10 protein-coding genes and 1 pseudogene are annotated in these 17,995 nt (G+C 36.4%); 6 read left to right on the top strand and 5 right to left on the bottom strand.

Going from position 1 to position 17,995, the window contains the following annotated elements; all coding sequences use genetic code 11:
* Window positions 1-307: 307 nt before the first annotated feature.
* Complete coding sequence (locus I6F49_RS15445; protein ID WP_197119989.1) at window positions 308-1,927, top strand: glucan biosynthesis protein; 1,620 nt, start codon at window positions 308-310, stop codon at window positions 1,925-1,927.
* Window positions 1,899-3,860: a glucans biosynthesis glucosyltransferase MdoH gene (mdoH, locus tag I6F49_RS15440; RefSeq protein ID WP_197181243.1), complete on the top strand. Its 1,962-nt coding sequence runs from the start codon at window positions 1,899-1,901 to the stop codon at window positions 3,858-3,860. Before I6F49_RS15445 ends, mdoH begins: the two co-directional genes overlap by 29 nt.
* Window positions 3,861-4,716: 856 nt before the next feature.
* On the opposite strand, the gene fusA is transcribed toward mdoH, so the two are convergent.
* Window positions 4,717-6,801: an elongation factor G gene (fusA, locus tag I6F49_RS15435; RefSeq protein WP_197181242.1), complete on the bottom strand. Its 2,085-nt coding sequence runs from the start codon at window positions 6,799-6,801 to the stop codon at window positions 4,717-4,719.
* Between the two features lie 574 nt (window positions 6,802-7,375).
* On the opposite strand from fusA, the gene I6F49_RS15430 reads away from it, so the two are divergent.
* Window positions 7,376-10,354: a DUF3857 domain-containing transglutaminase family protein gene (locus I6F49_RS15430; RefSeq protein WP_197181241.1), complete on the top strand. Its 2,979-nt coding sequence runs from the start codon at window positions 7,376-7,378 to the stop codon at window positions 10,352-10,354.
* 573 nt (window positions 10,355-10,927) lie between these two features.
* Here I6F49_RS15430 and ylqF read toward each other — a convergent pair.
* Both ylqF and I6F49_RS15420 read right to left on the bottom strand, forming a co-directional pair.
* Window positions 10,928-11,881: a ribosome biogenesis GTPase YlqF gene (ylqF, locus tag I6F49_RS15425; RefSeq protein WP_197181240.1), complete on the bottom strand. Its 954-nt coding sequence runs from the start codon at window positions 11,879-11,881 to the stop codon at window positions 10,928-10,930.
* A gap of 199 nt (window positions 11,882-12,080) precedes the next feature.
* Window positions 12,081-12,728 carry a hypothetical protein gene (locus I6F49_RS15420; RefSeq protein ID WP_197181239.1) on the bottom strand — a complete coding sequence of 216 codons (648 nt, stop codon included), beginning with the start codon at window positions 12,726-12,728 and terminating at the stop codon, window positions 12,081-12,083.
* A 151-nt stretch (window positions 12,729-12,879) separates the two neighbouring features.
* Between I6F49_RS15420 and I6F49_RS15415 the strand changes: the two genes are divergently transcribed.
* Window positions 12,880-13,299, top strand: a complete 420-nt coding sequence (locus tag I6F49_RS15415; protein WP_197181238.1) for a hypothetical protein — start codon at window positions 12,880-12,882, stop codon at window positions 13,297-13,299.
* 153 nt (window positions 13,300-13,452) lie between these two features.
* A complete protein-coding gene (locus I6F49_RS15410; protein ID WP_197181237.1) occupies window positions 13,453-13,776 on the top strand; it encodes a hypothetical protein in 324 nt (107 codons plus the stop codon).
* A 49-nt stretch (window positions 13,777-13,825) separates the two neighbouring features.
* On the opposite strand, the gene I6F49_RS15405 is transcribed toward I6F49_RS15410, so the two are convergent.
* Window positions 13,826-15,097 carry a 5-methylcytosine restriction system specificity protein McrC gene (locus I6F49_RS15405; protein WP_197181236.1) on the bottom strand — a complete coding sequence of 424 codons (1,272 nt, stop codon included), beginning with the start codon at window positions 15,095-15,097 and terminating at the stop codon, window positions 13,826-13,828.
* Window positions 15,090-16,889, bottom strand: coding sequence for a hypothetical protein (locus I6F49_RS15400; protein WP_197181235.1), 1,800 nt, complete (start codon window positions 16,887-16,889; stop codon window positions 15,090-15,092). The genes I6F49_RS15405 and I6F49_RS15400 overlap by 8 nt, the downstream gene beginning before the upstream one ends.
* A gap of 189 nt (window positions 16,890-17,078) precedes the next feature.
* Between I6F49_RS15400 and I6F49_RS15395 the strand changes: the two are divergent.
* Window positions 17,079-17,995, top strand: a pseudogene (locus I6F49_RS15395) (DEAD/DEAH box helicase); the annotation flags it as partial.

The following is a 17,995-nucleotide window of genomic DNA, read 5'->3' as shown; positions in this document are numbered from 1 at the left end:
TTAAAAAGCCGCGCATGCGGCTTTTTTATTTTATACAAATGTAATTCAGACAAGCTTCATTAAACCCCACGTACTATGTTCATACGATCTGTAAATCTTCTAGTAATTAATCAGTAACAACTACATACATTTGAGTGAATTTTACACAAAAAACCTCAATGAGCTACATGTGATAAGTTTACCTACTGAAAAATATAAACTTTTAAAGGGTCCACTTCTTGCTTTTAGTAATCTAGAAGATACTTACAAAGAAATTAATATTTACCCTGAACGTAAAAATAAGTCGTGTTTTTATAAAGGAATGAGAATGAAACAATTAACCCAAAACCTGCCTAAATGGCAAAAAAAGTCAGCACCACTACTGGGTCTACTTATTATTTTTTCGACTTGGGGCAATAGCAACCAAGCGATTGCTGCAACAGTTGATGTAGCAATCCCACAAAGTAGCTTATTTGACGTAATTAGCGCTCGCGCTAAAAAGTTAGCAAGTGAAGAATACGTGGCGCCTAAAAACATCGAGCTTGAAGCATTAAATAATATTGATTATCAAGATTACCGTTCAATTCGCTTTAAAAAGGACAAAGCGGTTTGGAAAGATGAAGGTCTTTACGAACTGCAATTATTCCATCCGGGGTTTTTATACAAAACACCTGTCACTATAAATACAGTTGATAGCGATTCAAAACGTAGTCGCTTGCCTTTTAGCACCGATTTTTATCAATACGATGGAACTGCAGCGCCACTTCAAGAAGAAATAGCTAAAAGTGTAGCGGGCACTCAATTAGGCCATGCAGGATTTCGTTTACATTACCCGTTAAATACTAATGAATATAAAGATGAAGTAATGGTATTTCAGGGGGCATCGTACTTTAGAGTAGTCGGTCCTAATCAAGTTTATGGTTTGTCTGCCCGTGGTTTAGCAATAGATACCGCTGAAAATTCAGGTGAAGAGTTCCCAGTGTTTAAAGAATTTTGGTTAGTTAAGCCAAAAGCTGAGCAAACAAGTATTACTATTTTTGCATTACTTGATAGCCCATCTATATCTGGTGCCTATAAGTTTAATGTTGATCCAACAACAAACATGCTTGTTGATGTAGATATGCAAATTTTTGCGCGTAAAGATATTAAAAAGCTCGGCGTAGCGCCACTAACAAGTATGTTTTATCACGGCGAAAACAGCACCAAATTTTTTGACGATTACCGCCCTGAAGTTCATGACTCAGATGGCTTACTAACGCAATCTGCCGATGATAAATGGGTATGGCGTCCGCTTAACAATCCTTCACAACTGAGTGTTACATCATTTTCATACAATAACCCTAAAGGTTTTGGTTTAGCACAGCGCGACCGAGATTTTAATAATTATCTAGATACCGAAGCACATTATCACAACCGCCCTAGCCTATGGATTGAACCACAAGGTGAATGGGGAAATGGCCGTGTAGAGCTTGTAGAAATACCTACTGATACAGAAACTAACGACAATATCGTAAGTTACTGGGTACCAGAAAAGCCAATGAAAGCTGGAGATTCATTAAAGCTAAGCTACAAAATGACGACCTTTAATGCAGTTTTAACTCAGCACGAAAAAGCGAGAGTACTGCGCACTAGAATCGGTAGTGCTGCTTTACCTGGTGAGGACAACCCGCCACCAAAAAGCCATCGCCAATTTACTGTTGATTTTACAGGTCCAGAAATAAATCAACTTTCTGATCAATTAAAACTCGATGCCGACATTCAACTTACGACGGGCGAAGTAACTGATGTAAACGTACAAAAACTACCTGATTCACGTGGATGGCGTGTCGCCTTTAAAATTGCACCACAGGACGATCAACCCGTTGATATGCGTTTATCGTTAAAACTACGTGATAAAGAAATTAGCGAGGTATGGAGTTATGTTTGGTACCCAAATGACATCAAGTAATAAAGGTAAGGGCACTCCAATGCCATTCAAAACACTAAGAGTATGGCTATTTGCTATTGCGGCACTTGGCACATCAGGTTACGGCATATCTATCATGTTTGAAATTTTAAACTCAAACGGTATGACATTGCTTGAGTATGCTTTACTTATATTATTCTCAATCACCTTTGCGTGGATTGTAACGGCTTTTTGTAGTGGAACAATCGGCTTTGTATTACAGCTATTGCGAATTGACCCACTTACGCTAAAGCGTATTAAACCCATTGAGTTTAATAACGAGGCAATTAACGCCCAAAAAACCGCCGTTGTAATGCCTATTTATAACGAAGACACTCACCGTGTTATCGTGGGCTTTGAAGTAAGTCTGCAATCGTTAAAAGAAACAGGTCAACTTGCAAACTTTGATTTTTACTTATTAAGTGACACGCAAGACCCAGAAATAGCTAAAAATGAGCTAAGTGCATGGCATGCATTGTGTGAACGTTTAGGTGATACAGCAAAAAACGTTTTTTATCGTCGCCGAGAAGATAACAAACATCGTAAAGTTGGTAACCTAACCGACTTTTGTGAACGCTGGGGCAGCCAGTACGACCATATGATTGTGCTTGATGCAGACAGCGTAATGACGGGTAAATGTATGCTTGAGCTCACTACAAGTATGCTTAACAACCCACAAGCCGGTCTTATTCAAACAATTCCGATCCCTGTTCGTCAAGATACCTTTTTTGGCCGTTTTTTACAGTTTGCATCAGTGCTATACAGCCCAATGCTCGCGACTGGCTCCGCTTTTTGGCAAACTGATAAAGCAAACTACTGGGGTCATAATGCAATCATTAGAGTTGAAGCATTTATAGCCTGCTGTGGCTTACCAACACTTAAAGGTAATGCACCTTTTGGCGGTGAAATTTTAAGCCATGATTTTGTAGAGGCTTCGCTACTTCATAGTGCTGGTTGGGATGTATTGTTGCTATCAGATATTGAGGGTAGCTATGAAGAAGTACCAAGTAACATTCTAGATTACGCTGTACGCGATAGACGTTGGGTGCAAGGTAATATTCAGCACTTAGGCTTATTGTCGTCGCCAAAATTAAAACTAATGAGTAAGCTTCATTTTTTACTAGGTGCCACAGCCTATATTTCATCGCTAATTTGGCTCTCAATGTTAGCGCTAAGTACGATTGATGCAGTAACTCGCGCATTAAATAGTGATGTATACTTTAACCGTGTTTATCAGTTATTCCCTACATGGCAAATAGCTAAAACGGATCTTATTGACTCACTGCTGTACTTAACTATCGTTATTTTATTAATGCCTAAGCTAATGGGCATAATTGTCACTCTAATACATAGAAACAAACGTTTTGGTGGCTCAATTAAGCTAATACTAGGCTCAATTATCGAAACTGTATTTGCTATTATCGTTGCTCCATTAATGATGGTATTTCATGCTTACTTTGTACTGTGTGTATTTTTAGGTAAAAAAGTAAAGTGGGATGCACAACCTCGTGAAGGTCGTATGGTTCCTTGGAAGGAAGCGTTTGGTTATACGTTATTTTCAACTATTGTGGCTATTGCATGGGGAAGTACAGCTTACTACTTCACACCGGTGTTCTTTTGGTGGTTATCGCCTATATTATTAGGCTTAGTGCTAGGCGCTCCGATTATCCGTTATACCAGTAGCATTAAACTCGGTGTACAGCTAAGAAAGTTAGGTATATTTATTTGCCCTAGCGAAGTTGATAACGATTCAACACTAGAAGCGCTTAAAATACATCTAAAAGAGATTTCGGTACCAAAGGAAGGTATTTACCCACAAACAATACCGGCACTACCACAAGAGCAATTGGTAATAATGCCTATCCAGTCTTTTAAAAAGCCACGCAGGCTAAAGATGAAAGCGCTAAAAGCTAAGGTAACAAAAAAGTTTAATTAGCGCGTTATAAAATACAAAAACAAAAAAGGAGCGATTAATCGCTCCTTTTTGCTATCTAAATTTAAAATCAAGCGTTGCATTTATCGCTAATATTATCCATTTTGTTAGCTAACTTATTACAGTACATTTTAGAAATAGCTGATTGCGTTTCGTCATCAAGTTGCCAGTTATAAAAATGGAACGCTTTACCATTATCTAACTCAACCTTAAAAATGGTAAAAAGAAAAAACGAACTAAATGATACGCAACTTATTTCCTCGCTATTGATATAACGCTCAGTACATAGACGCGTATAACAAATACCTGCTTTATAACAATGTAAAAAACGAAGATGAAGAATATTAAAAGTAATAATAATAAGTAAAGCTGGCATGACAGTGAGAAAAACAACTTTTAAGTTCACTGCAAATATAATATGAATTAAGAATATTAAGCTGAATGCTAAAATACATTTTGTGAATTGTAGCCACCAGTTTGGTGCCAATTTAATAGGTTTCATAATTGTTACGTCTTATATAAAATTAATATGCAAACGTCTCTGCTGCGGAGACTTCCTTATCTGACTTTAGAGCTCTAGTCTAAAAGTGCTGGTATTTTACATTACGCACCTAAAATCATCAACATAAGCTCTTAACTTTCAATAAGTTACATGTTATTTACAATAAATCTTTTATAAACCAAACAATTAAGTAATTAGCGTAAATAAATCCCCCCTCTAATACCTTTTTATTAACTAGCAATATAGGACCACTTAATAATAAAAAGTAGTTATTTATAACTATAAAAAATAAAACCAAATTATAGGCAATAAAAAACCCGCAACATGTGCGGGTTTTTTAAAGAGTTAAAGAGCTAATTACTTAGCAGCTTTTTTCTCTTTTTCTGCAGCAATTACTGTATCAGCAACGTTTTGCGGACATGCAGCGTAGTGTGAGAACTCCATAGAGAACTGACCACGACCAGATGTCATTGTACGTAGTGTACCGATGTAACCGAACATTTCTGATAACGGTACGTCAGCTTTAATACGGCTGCCTGTTAAACCAGCTTCTTGGTCTTTCATCATGCCACGACGACGGTTAAGGTCACCGATAACATCACCAACGTGATCTTCTGGAGTGAACACGTCAACATTCATGATTGGCTCAAGAAGTTGTGCGCCCGCTTTAGGGATCGATTGACGGAAAGCGCCTTTAGCAGCGATTTCGAATGCAATTGCAGATGAATCCACGGCATGGAAACCACCGTCGAAAAGTTCAACTTCAACGTCAAGTACAGGGAAACCAGCTAGAACACCAGTACCCATCATTGACTTAAAGCCTTTCTCAACTGCAGGCCAGAATTCTTTAGGTACGTTACCACCAACAACTGATGATTTAAACGTGAAGCCTGAAGCAACTTCGCCTGGTTTGATGCGGTAGTCTATTTTACCGAACTGACCAGAACCACCAGATTGTTTCTTATGCGTGTAGCTATCTTCAATTTCTTTAGTGATAGTTTCACGGTAAGCAACTTGTGGTTGACCAACAATAAGGTCTACGCCGTAAGTACGCTTAAGGATATCTACTTTGATATCTAAGTGAAGCTCACCCATACCTTTAAGGATAGTTTCGCCTGAATCTTCATCAGTTTCAACTTGGAAAGATGGATCTTCTGCAACCATTTTACCGATAGCAACACCCATTTTCTCATTACCGCCTTTATCTTTAGGCTGTACAGCAATCGAGATTACTGGAGTTGGGAATACCATTGGCTCAAGTGTTACTGGGTGCTTAGGATCACATAATGTGTGACCAGTTTGCACGTTTTTCATGCCTACGATAGCAATGATGTCACCAGCTTGTGCGCTAGTTAATTCGTTACGGTCATCTGCTTGCATCTCAACCATACGGCCAACACGCTCAGTTTTACCAGTAAACGAGTTAAGGATAGTGTCACCCTTGTTTAGTTTACCTGAATAAATACGTACGAATGTTAATGCACCAAAACGGTCATCCATTATTTTGAATGCAAGCGCTTTGAAAGGTTCGTCAGTAGATACTACTGCGAACTCGCCATTTTCGTTACCTTCTTCATCCATAAGAGGTTGAGGATCAACTTCTGTAGGAGATGGTAAGTAATCAACAACAGCGTCAAGAATAAGCTGCATACCTTTGTTCTTAAACGCAGAACCACAGTATGTAGGGAAGAAAGCAAGGTCACGAGTACCTTTACGGATACAACGCTTGATGTCTTCTAAAGAAGGTGCTTCACCTTCCATGTAAGCTTCAAGTAGTGCATCGTCTTGCTCTAGGGCAGTTTCAACAAGCATTTCATAATACTCGTCAGTTTTATCTACCATGTCTGCAGGAACATCTGTGATTTCGTAGTTTTCAGGAAGACCAGTGTCATCCCAAACGTATGCTTTTTTAGTTAATACATCTACAACACCAACAAACTCATCTTCAATACCAATTGGTAAAGTCATGATTAGTGGAGTTGCGCCAAGTACTTTACGTACTTGCTCAGTTACACGGTAAAAATCAGCACCCATACGGTCTAATTTATTTACGAAGATAATACGTGCAACTTCTGAATCATTAGCATAACGCCAGTTAGTTTCTGATTGTGGTTCAACACCACCAGAACCACAGAACACACCGATGCCGCCATCTAGTACTTTAAGTGAACGGTAAACTTCAACTGTGAAGTCAACGTGTCCAGGAGTATCGATAACGTTAAAACGGTGATCTTTCCAGAAACAGCTTACAGCCGCAGACTGAATAGTAATACCGCGCTCAGCTTCTTGTTCCATGAAGTCAGTAGTAGATTCACCATCATGAACCTCACCAGTTTTATGGATTTGACCAGTAAGCTTTAGGATACGCTCAGTAGTCGTGGTCTTACCCGCATCAACGTGCGCGAAAATACCAATGTTTCTGTACTTCGATAAATCTGCCATTAATTTTGCTCTTAATAAAGTCGATAAATTATTCCGCAGGAGTATAACATCACTTAAAGCGAACATCACCATGCAAGCCGCTTAAAATGCAATCAATTCAACATATTTTTTTTATCGTCAGAATCTACAGGGCATTTAAGATGATAAATATCACGTAAAGCCCTGAAATTAATAATTTTTAGCACTTAACTTAATAGATATAAAGTTACTTCATTATTTTGTAACCGCGCTCAGTGCGAGTAATACAACCATAACTTTGATCAACAGTTAACTTGTCTAACTCAAGTAAATACGCTAGGTATCGGCGCATTATAGGTTGATTAACAGCAACTAAATTGCGGGCTTTGTGGACGGCGAATGTCGTAGTAACGCATTTCATAACAGTATCGTATATTTTTTATGTACGCATTTAACGTTAAAAAAAATTGGCACAACACGAGCTGTATCCACGAAAATCAATATATTATGCATTTTAATGTAAACAACTATTAACATTTCATTGTTGGAAATGCCTAAATTTGGTACATTTTATCCTCAGTGCATATGCATAAAACAACAATTATAAGAACTTACAATGAAACGGAATTTATCTCGTATTACTTATTGGCTGCTTACTTTTAATCTATTAATTTTATGCGGTAATGTTATTGCCCAGCAATATGAAATAACATCACCCGCTGATTGGGTAAAATCCCATGAAATAAAACAGCCTGAACAAACAGACATGACAAAAGTACGCGACGGCACGCTGTACTTACTACTCGACAACCAATCCTACGTACCTAATAACCAAAAACAACAACGCTATACGCGTTTAGTCATGCAGGCGCAAAATCAAAGTGGCGTTGACTATATAAGCCAGCTTAATCTAGATTTTGATCCAAGCTATGAATCGCTAACACTAAACAGCTTAACTATTATCAGAAATGATAAGCGCATTAATAAGCTTAGTAGCGCGAGAATGACGGTTATACAAGGTGAATCTGAATTAGCGGATCGTATTTATAATGGGAGTTTGTCACTTAATATTATTATTGATGATATGCGCAGCGGCGACATACTCGATTACAGCTACACAGTGACAGGTAGCAACCCTATATATGCTAATAAATTTAGTACAAGGCGCACCCTTAACTGGTCGGTACCAGTGGTGCAGCAAAATATGCGCGTACTTTGGGGTAAACAAACTGCACTTAATATAAATACAGTAAACGGTAAAGCGGATGTTCAAAAAACACAAAATAAATACGGTACCGACTATTCTATTGCTTTGTTTGAAGAACCTTTATTAGAACAAAACTCCCAAACGCCCATTTGGTACGACCCATATACACAAATTTATTTTTCTGAGTTTGACGATTGGCGGCAGGTAGTTAACTGGGCATATCCACTTTATCAATCAGCCATAGAAACCCCAAACAGCATTACGGCTGTAGCCGACAACATAAAAACAAAGCACCTCAAAAAACCCGATAGAATTACCGCTGCGCTGCGCTTTAGCCAAGACGAAGTTCGTTATTTAGGGCTTGAAATGGGCACTAATTCACATCAGCCAACGTCCGCCTCACAAACGCTATCGCTGCGATACGGTGATTGCAAAGATAAAACAGTACTACTTATTTCTTTATTAAAAGCGATGGATATAGAAGCCTTCCCTGCGCTGGTCGATACTGAAGAAACCAAACGCTTAAAAGAACTTCCACCTTCTGCAAGTGTATTTAATCACGTAATTGTTACGCTTAAACAAAACGGAAAACGCTACTGGCTCGATCCTACGGTTAGCTACCAACGAGGTACTCTCGAATATTTAGCACAGCCTGATTATGGCTATGCCCTAATTATTGATAAAGGTGAAACCACTTTAACTTCAATGGTGCAAAAACCCGTACATACAAATGTATCTGTAGAAGATAACTTTTTTATTGCTGAAAATGTATCTGAGCCCTCACGTTTCGAAACTCAGTACACTTATGCTGAATTTGAAGCTATTAACCGAAGAAGTAATATTGCGAGTAATGGTTTAAACAGTGTTGCTACATCTTACTTTGAGTACTATCAAGGATTTTTAAATGGTTTATCAATAAATGAAACCATGCAGATTAGTGAACAAGAACAAACCGGTAGGCTAATAACAAAAGAATCGTATTTAATTAGTGAATTTTGGGAAAAAACAGACGAAGGCTATGAAGCTAATTTTTATGCCAATGAAATACAAAATAGCGTTTACGAACCAAAGCAGGTAAATCGCACCGACCCACTCTACTTTGGCTACCCCAATATAATTAACACCACAATAAAACTACATTTTGCAGAAAAAGGTTGGGGATTTGATAGCGATCGACAAGAAATTGATAACGACTACTTCAACCTAAAAACAACTACTGAATTTAATGATAATGTTTTAACACTGAGTTATGACTATTACGCAAAACAAGATCATATTAAAGCCGCTCAAATAGATGATTATTTAGCACAGCGTAAAAAGTTAATATCAGCAACCCATTACCCTATTCTAAAATACACGGAAACGACCGAAACGCCTCAAACAACAGCTGATGTGCTAGATAGCTTTGGTTATAGCTGGCTTAAGTATGTGTTGGCTGGCTATATTTTAGTACTCATATTCTTTTTCGCCGATTGGCGATTAGAGTCAGCAAAAAAAGTGAAATTTGAAGATAGTCCATTTTATGCAGTATCTGTAAGTAAGTTTATTATTTACAGTATTTTAAGTTTAGGCATATTTGTTAATTATTGGAGTTATCGTAACTTTAAAGCCATTAAAGAACGCGACAACTCAAGCATAATGCCTATTGCCCGAGGTATATTTGCGTTTTTATGGTATTACCCTTTGTATCTCGCACTTGCAGAGCACAGCCAACAACAGTTAAACAAAAATAGAGTAATGCCTAACTGGACTGCCTTAACACTCTGGCTAATGGTACTTGCCAGCGCCTTCACTTATCGAATGGACGAATACGCAACCATAGTGATTTGTATAATGCCATTTTTATGGTTGCCTCTAGTTAGTTACATTGAACAAACCGATACCAGCAAAGAAGCCCTACATTACAACTCGTACTGGCGAATTAGACAGTATTTAATCTCGCTTGCGTTTGCACCTCTATTATTTTTGGGCGTACTTCAAGAAGTAAATCTTTTACCCAATGCTGCAATTATCAAAGGCGATAGTTTATGGCCTTACCAAGTACACTTTTTAAAACGTAATCGCCTAACACCTGAAAATGAAGAAATACTCTATTTTTATAGCGATGCAGTATTTGATTATCGAGAAGACGGTAACGGAATAACCGAGAACTATATTTTTAGTTACTACAAAAACGATGACGGTAAGCTTGAATCGGATCTTAGTCACTTTAAAGACATAGAAAAAATAGAAACCACCTACGGTAAAACCAAGCTTGATAACACAAGTATTAAAGTAATAAAAACTGACGGTAGTGATTTCTTGCTCATTGTAGGGCGCCTAAACAAGCAGGATAAAGTACTAGTGGAGCAGATTAATTTACGTATAACAGCAAATAAAGTGCGTTAATGGCTTAAAATATCCAATTAAGTACGAATATTTTTAGCCACAAATTAAAGGCTGTTTATCTTTAGGGGCTAAGATTTTACAAGCGATGCTTTTATAATAAAAATCCATATCAAATTATTTAATAAGTATTAAGTATCTATTTTTTATTCTTAATTGTTCAACCAAGGTAAGCATTTTTATGAAATGGCAGTGCTAACTAGCCGATTTATATATGAATAAAAAACAAGTATCACAATAATAAGAATTATTTGCATTTAGGTGTTGACAGACAGTTAGATCTAACTGATAATCAATATCAACAAGACGGATTGCATACCACTTGTTAAGGAATGAATTGATTTGTTTCTCGACCCTGAAACAACGTGTGGCGCACGTAAACAGCTATGGTTACTTGTTATGAACCGCAACGCCCCTTGATGTTGATAATAAGTAACCGCCCTATTTTACTTGCTACATTGCTCATATCGGTGACGGTAGATATGAAACTAAAAAAGCCCTTACGGGCTTTTTTTATGTCTGTAATTTAGTAAAACTAAATCACTTTAATTAAATAACCTGAGCTCAGGTTAAATATTAACGACGGTTTTTGCGAGCTCGCGCTCGGCGTTGCAGTTTTTCTTCTTCTTTAGCTTGTTTTTTAGCTTCTGCTGCAGCACGTAAACCAGCAACCATTACTTCTTCTTCCTCGCGCATTTGCGGGGTTTCCATCGTAATACGGCCAATAATACCGTCGCGTAATTCGTTGATTAGTATTTCAGACATTTTGTACGTGTCTATTTGGTTGCCACCACGAATACAACCACGTTTTTTACCCGCCATTTCAACAAACTCCCAATCACTTTCAGGAAGTTCGGCAATCTTATAACGTACTTTTAAAAGATCTGGGTATGCACGTAATAAATATTCAGCGGTATAGCTAGCTACTTCTTCATACTCAAGCGCCGTATCACGAATGGCACCGGTAGCGCCTAAGCGATAACCTGAGTTTTCATTCTCTACTTTTGGCCAAAGCATACCTGGCGTATCGTAAAGCATAATACCGTCTTCAAGCTTAATGCGTTGTTGTGCTTTCGTTACCGCAGGCTCATTACCTGTTTTTGCAACTATACGCCCAGCCAGTACATTAATTAACGTAGATTTACCCACGTTAGGAATGCCCATTATCATGGCTTTAATTTGCTTATCAGCACCTACTTTATGCGGCACTAACTTTTTACAGAGCTCGTTAATACGATGCACTTCAGCCGCTTTATCGTGACCAAAAGAAATCGCTTTAACACCATTTTCTTGCTCAAAATAATCTTTCCAGATTTGAGTCATTTTAGGATCAGCTAAATCAGCTTTGTTCATAATTTTGATGACCGGTTTACCTTCACGTAAGGTCGCAACCATCGGGTTTTCACTACTGTAGGGAATGCGCGCATCAAGCACTTCAATGATCACATCCATTTGTGGCATTATTTCTTTAATTTCATTGCGGGCTTTATTCATATGCCCAGGGAACCACTGTATTCCTGCTCTACTCATTTGATTTATATGACCTTTAATTAAAGGCCGCAGCCTATGGGTACTAATGTGGGTACTAAAAGTAAAACTATGCTTTTGTACTTTCCGTTATGATGATAGTTTACTATAAAGTAAAAATTAGTTTTCATAAATTTAGATAGTTAAATCATTTACTAGAAAAGCCTGCTAGCAGGCTTCATATGAAAGTAAGAGCCAGAAATTAAACTGAGTTTTTAAGGACAGTTTCAAAGTTTGTATTTTCTGCAAAAACTTTAGCTAGGGGCTTGGGATCTACATTATCTTCATAGGCTCTTTGAAGTGGACTTTTATCCATATACTCTAAGCAATTAAACTTGCCTAATTGCTCAAAATGAAATGCAGCCTCGGCTTGAAAAGCAGCATACCAATCATCCCATGTTTGATAACTATCTAAGTTTACTTGTTCACTCATACTCGCTTCGTTGGATAAGTCTTGAGAAAACTCTACATAAATCCGGTTAGCTATTTCTAACAGCTCAACATCCACAGCCTTAAGACCGTATTGACTCCTGTTTACATTCACTTCAGCAAACAGATCTCTAAGTAAAACTAGAAATGCTTTTTGATTTTGTACATCATCCTTTGCTAGGCATTCTAGTCCATTTGATAATGCAGCTATTGAAAAAACAATCCTAGCAGGTCGCTTGTGTATTGAACCATTTAAATAACGAGCACTTTCACTCCATAAGTTTTCCACTAGCTCTACAGAAAGTTTTTTATGATTAAAGGTTAAAAGTCCAAGTGACTCAATCCGCTTAAACTGATCATTTAAAATTTCAATAACAATGTTCTTTTCATAATTGTCTTTAAACTTACTGAAAATTCCCATACTTATGTTGTCCTTCACATTTAGAATTAAAATAAGATATTATCACCTCTTAATAAAGATGGAAAAAAACTTATAACCAATTATAAGAAACACTTCCAACCAAAAAAATGAATGAAACTCCCACTAACCACCTGCTTCTTAAAGGATTAACATGTTTGGATTATTTAATAAAACGCCTAAGTACTGGGCTCTAGAAGACTCTTATGATGGAGGTAAAGAAGCTAACTTTATAGGCAGTACCAAAGGTTGTATAAATACTGTAAAGATCTCTCGAAACAAGTTTTCAGGTAACGCTATGGTACTAATAAGCTTTGATGAGCTCCAAGTGCAACCTGATGAAGTAACAATTTCAATTACGTTATCTAAACGTGAGATTGGTCGTAATATAATATCTAAAAATAACTCCGGTAACTCTATTGTGGTATCTATCGACTCTAAGGATAGCGCAAAGCTTGCCGATGATAAGGGTATAACTGTCACGTTCATTAAGGAAAGAGCTATAATAACTAGTGATTGGGTGCCAACTAAAGGTCATCGAATTGATATCTCGAAAGCAGTTACTTACCGTTAATTAGACTAGTAAACAGCTACTGATACCTATAAAAAACATTTCCAGTTATAAATCATTTCTATAACTACGAACTGTACTGACCCCATAATTTTTGTTAAGACATAAGAACCGGTTTTATACGCACTGGTTCAATTATTTTAAAAAGGAAGCAATATGTCACTTTACAAACAAGAATTTAGCCAAGACTTTGAGCTTGGCTTTGACTTAAATGATCACCCTTACTTAATAGATAAAAGCTGGCACAATGATCTTTGTCCAAGCTTTTACTTTAGAGTAGGCGAGCAGTTTTATGTATTGTGGGTAGATCATACTGACGTAGAGCAAAGAGAAGAAAATACGCCTAGATATGTAATAGTTGAAGCAATCAATGAGGGAAGTAATGAGGAACCAGAGGTTTATGCTGGTGAAGGTAAAGTAGCTTTTGAGTGCGAGGATTACAAGAGCTTACATAACTTCCTACAGCACACCTTTGGATAATGACCTATTATTTAGACGGGCTAATAAAGCACTAACATACAGATTATAATTAATTTTTTATAACATCGGCTTGCACTATATTTATTAAACTTTCTGGTTCATTGTTAAAATACACTGGAGATTTATTTAATATTTCGCTATTAACTTTTGGATATACCAGCATAATTTTATCAGCACGAAATAACTGAGAGTCTCTTTTAAGCTTTAACACATCGTAATTAAAGTTGCTGTCTAATTTATTCAATATTTTCCACTTAGCATCCACTATGACCATAGAATCATTTAGATCTAAAATAAAATCGGGCTCTGACTTTATTTTTCCTATTTCAACATTATCTTTAGAGTAAAGTAATTGGTAACTTCTAGGTTTTATCTTTATTTCTTCACTTGAATAGCTGCACAGTAAAAAATCATATACTAGATACTCAAATATAATATTAGCCTCGAAGAAAAGAGAACAACTGTGTGTATACCGATCTAATTTGCCTTCACCTTTAGAAGAATTAAAAAAATCTTCTTGCGAAAGTAACACAAGTAAGTTGTTGAGAAGCCGTTTTTTTTGCTCTGTATTGAACGACTTCTCATAACCATCATGCATGAACTTAGATACAGTTATTTTAACTCTTTTGACTCTATATTTTTGTTTAACTTTAGTATAAATTTTACGTGCTAAAGAAACTAGTGGCGGGCTTAAATAATGCTTATTTTTGCGAATAAAGAACTCTATAACCATGAGTGCAATTTCAGCTAGTCTTGTCTCTGGAGTGTTCAATTTTTTAAATTGATGAACATTGCTTTTTATTGGATCACATATTGAAGCTTGGATATCTACTTCATTCTCGATTGTAGCCGAAGCATATGACTTTTTAAAAACGTCTACTTTATTATATTTTTTAAAAAAAGTATTAATCTCAATTAAAGACATCTTAAATTTTGACTCAAGCATTGAATCAAAATTAAGAGCATTCTTATCATCTTTTTCATTTGCTATAGCTAAATTGAGAAGCGTTTTATCAATTTTAAAATATTTACTACAACTTTTGTAGCGCTCAATTAAGGTAAAAGCTTGCTGTAAGTAGGATAAAAACAGCTTTTCGTCATATTCAAAAATTTTAGGACAAATTATAATTTTTATTATACCTATGTTACTTTCTAATCTGGCATACCCTATTTTATTATTATGTATTTTAGCACTAATTACTTTTAGCTGTTTTTTTAATGGGGTGACATCAATACCACTTTCTATTAATTTTATATATAAATTATCTGTCTCATTAAAAACAAAAGTTTCATTAATAACAAACCCTTTAATATCAGTCATTTAAAAAAGAATACCCACAGTTATTCTGTATGTATTTTGTTAAGCTTAGATAATCTTGATACTCAATGATATCTAAGTCAAAAGGGATTTTAACTTGTCCAAATACTTCTTGCAGTATTTCAAAATCAATTTCTCTTATATCTTTAAACTCTATTAGTAACTTTAAAAAAGCCTGAGAGAAAGACTCTTTATCTTCAACATACATCCAGTTTGCATGTCCAATAATGAAGCGATCACTGTGAATATCATGAATTTTATTAGCTATTAACTCGTTAAATTGTTTTAGAAACTCTGATACATCTGCATCTTTGATGACTTCATAGTTTGGGTATATCTCAAATACATCAAATCGTCTCAATAAGTTATCTTCAATAATTTTTTTATCATCTCTATAGTTAGATGTACAAAAAAAGTATAAGTTTGAAGGTAGAAATAAACGTTTTTCAACTAAATCCCCATTGATTAAATTAGGGATTGTGACATAGTGAATCTTACTATTTTGATTCGTTACCCTTAAGACTTCTTCAAAAATGTTACAGTCTGGATTGACTTCGTAACTTTTAGCGCGCTTGCTTGGTTCTATTAGATAAATAAGATCCCCAATGAGCTCATTTAAATTATTCTCTTGTATCTCCTCTAAAACAAGAGCAAAGGGTATTGATGGGTACTTTATAGCAGTTAACACAAAATCTAAGATTAGCCCTATTTTCTCATCATAAACAACACCATTCTCTTTTGCAGAAACACTCACCCCCTGCATCAAAGAACTATTCGAACTTCCAGAATGAAGATTAATTCTTTTTACTCTAGATAAGATTTGTCCTTCGGTGTTAGTTACTGGTAACTCCATACTAAAGTATTCATTCAGTATTCGATCTATCGACCATGATTTTCCTGTTCCTGGTACGCCTTTTAATAAAAGGTTTAGTGGAATATCTTTTGGAATGACTGATATTTTTGTCTCATTAACATCGTATTGTGGATTAGGCTCTTCAGTATTTTGAGTGTAATTAACTGACTCTTCTTCAACTAAGTAATTAGGTGAAAATATTCTAGAATAGGACGTCGCTCGAGCTACATAATCAGCATAACTTTTATTATCTGATGCTTGGTACGTATTTTGTTCAAATTTTATGTGCTCATGCAAGCCATCTTTAAGAAAGCTCTTAATAATTCTTGCGGGCCCATCTTTATAAAACGAATTGCATTCAGTTATATCGGTCACTAAGTCGTGAGTAACTTTATTCTCATCGTTAAAGCGGCTTTGCTCAATTAAAAAAGTTAACAGTACCTTTAGCTGTCTGCTTACTAATGCTTTATTAAGTTTGTCATTTATAAAGAATCCCTTAGCTAAAATTTTAAAATCATCATCACAAGCTTCTATAGAACCATCAAGCAAATCCATCACGCTTGTAAATATAATTGATTTCAGAAACCTTTTACCACCATCTCTTTCCGCGCTTATACTTTTTGATAGGTCTTGGAATTTAAAATTACATGCCTTATAAATATTTAAACAGCCAACTTGTAAATGTTCGACTTGCGCTTTTAATAAAACGTTATGTTTAGTATTTTCCTTCGAAAGATTTTGGCACTGAAAATAGCTATTAAGCTTAGCAAGTTCATCCTCAGTAAAACTTAACTCCCCGCTTTCAGTACTTGTAGCTTCGCCGTAATTAAGCTCTGAAGGCTTTCCTTGTATTTTCCACAAAATGTAAGAACTGAATAAAGCTTCTAAATGTTTTGGTAGCGATGACTTTATGTTTAGTCGAGGAGAAATTTTTGAGAGCACTACATTCCCTTAACGAGTTACTATTCTTTTGTGATGTAAAATAACTTTCTTTTAATCACTATGCAAAGGTTTTACCCCATACAAATAACACTCAGTATCAATCACATATAAAATATAAGTAATAATGTAAGCTATTTCTGCATATTTCTTATATAATGCGCGCCACTTTGAATTCGTTGAGGCGTATTAATGTCAGAACCAGTCACGTTTGAATCTCTAAATCTTTCTCCTGCAATTTTGAAGGCAGTTGAAGAGTTGGGTTACAAGACACCATCTGAAATCCAAGCTCAATGTATACCGTTATTGCTAGAAAGAAAGGACGTACTGGGACTAGCTCAAACGGGTACAGGTAAAACCGCAGCATTTGCACTGCCATTGTTAAATAATATTGACCCGTCTGTAAAACAGCCGCAGATCCTTGTACTTGCACCTACACGCGAGCTTGCGATCCAAGTTGCTGAGGCATTCGAACAATTTTCTAAACACATTCGTGGTGTTGAAGTATTGGCACTATATGGTGGCCAAAGCTACAGCATCCAGTTAAGCGCACTTCGTCGTGGCGCACAGGTTATTGTTGCAACTCCAGGTCGATTAATCGATCACATTAACCGTGGCACTATCAAGTTTGATGCTTTACAAGCACTTGTACTTGATGAAGCCGATGAAATGTTACNTACAAGCACTTGTACTTGATGAAGCCGATGAAATGTTACGTATGGGCTTTATCGATGATGTAGAAAGCATCATGGAAAAAACACCGCGCGAAAAGCAAACATGTCTTTTCTCTGCGACTATGCCTAAGCAAATCCAAAACATCAGTAGCCGTTATATGAACAATCCTGAACAGGTTCATATTTCAGCACGTAACTCTACAGTATCATCTGTTGAGCAAGTGTTTTGGAATGCAAGCGTACACAAGAATAAAGCGATTGTTCGCTTCTTAGAAGCTGAACAGTATGAAGGTGCTATTGTTTTCGTACGTACACGTAACGATACAGTACAACTTGCTGAGTTATTAGAGCGCGAAGGTTTCTCTGCTGCTCCACTTAACGGTGACATGAACCAGCAAGCACGTGAACGCACTGTAGAACGCTTAAAAAGCGGCA

The sequence above is a fragment of the Pseudoalteromonas sp. SWN166 genome, assembly GCF_015864485.1.
Lineage (GTDB): Bacteria > Pseudomonadota > Gammaproteobacteria > Enterobacterales > Alteromonadaceae > Pseudoalteromonas.
Note: the sequence above shows the minus strand (reverse complement) of the source record. Positions and strands in the feature narration are given on the sequence as shown.